Annotated in this window: 1 protein-coding gene; it reads right to left on the bottom strand. The window is 67.4% G+C overall.

What is annotated here, in order from left to right:
* Positions 1–26: 26 nt before the first annotated feature.
* On the bottom strand, positions 27–1,308 hold a 1,282-nt coding region (locus IVB32_RS00460), incomplete at its 5' end, for a biotin/lipoyl-containing protein (protein ID WP_247409498.1).

Below are 1,308 nucleotides of genomic sequence, written 5' to 3' on the forward strand. Positions count from 1 at the left end.
GGACCCGGTGGCTCCTCGCAATGACGTTACGCAAATTCCAAAATCAGCGCATCCACCGCGAGCGTCGCGCCGGCGCTGGCGTGGATCTTCTTCACCGTGCCGTCCTGCTCGGCGCGCAGAACGTTCTGCATCTTCATGGCTTCGACCACCGCGAGCGTCTCGCCGGCCTTGACCTCCTGCCCTTCGGTCACCGCGATCGAGACCACGAGACCGGGCATCGGACAAAGCAGCTTCTTGCCGGTGTCGGCAGCCGTGGTCACCGGCATCAGCCGCGCCGAGGCAGCTTCCGCTTCGGTCCAGACATAGACCGGCACCTCGACGCCCTGATGCGCGAGGCGGATACCGTTCGCGATCGGGCGCACCTGCACCGCGACGACATGCCCGTCGATGGTGCCCTGCCAGACAGGATCGCCCGGCTTCCACGGCGACTGCAACAGATGCGCATTGCCGGTCTTGCCGTCAGCATTGACGAAACGCACCGCGACCGCCTCGCCCTCGCGCGCGATCTCCAGCAGGATCTCCTGGCGGTCGAGCCAGACCGCACGGCGACGCTCGCGCTGCACGATGCGGCCGCCCATCTGCCCCGAGATCTGCCGCTTGCGCTCGCCGAGCACGTGATCGATGGCGGCGCCGACCGCAGCGAGCCGCCGTGCGACCTCGCCTTCAGGCACGCGCACGGCAAAGCCCTTGGGGAATTCCTCGGCGATGAAGCCGGTGGAGAGCCGGCCTTCGCGCCAGCGCGGATGATGCATCAGCGCCGACAGGAACGGGATGTTGTGGCGGATACCGTCCACATAGAACGAGTCCAGCGCAGTGGCCTGCGCCTCGATCGCGGCGGCGCGCGACGGCGCGTGGGTGACGAGCTTGGCGATCATCGGATCGTAATGGATCGAGATCTCGCCGCCCTCCTGCACGCCGGTGTCGTTGCGCACGGTGATGCCGTCCTGGCTCGCTTCCGCCGGCGGACGGTATTTCACCAGGCGCCCGATCGAGGGCAGGAAGTTGCGGAACGGGTCCTCCGCGTAGAGGCGCGACTCCACTGCCCAGCCGGTCAGCGTGACGTCCTTCTGCGCAATGGCGAGCTTCTCGCCGGCGGCGACGCGGAGCATCTGCTCGACGAGGTCGACGCCGGTGACCAGCTCGGTGACAGGATGCTCGACCTGGAGGCGCGTGTTCATCTCCAGGAAGTAGAAGCTCTTGTCCTGCCCCGCGACGAATTCGACGGTGCCGGCGGAGTCGTAATTCACCGCCTTGGCGAGTGCGACCGCCTGCTCGCCCATCTTGCGGCGGGTGGCTTCGTCGAGCAGC

It is taken from the genome of Bradyrhizobium sp. 23 (assembly GCF_023073295.1).
Lineage (GTDB): Bacteria > Pseudomonadota > Alphaproteobacteria > Rhizobiales > Xanthobacteraceae > Bradyrhizobium > Bradyrhizobium canariense_D.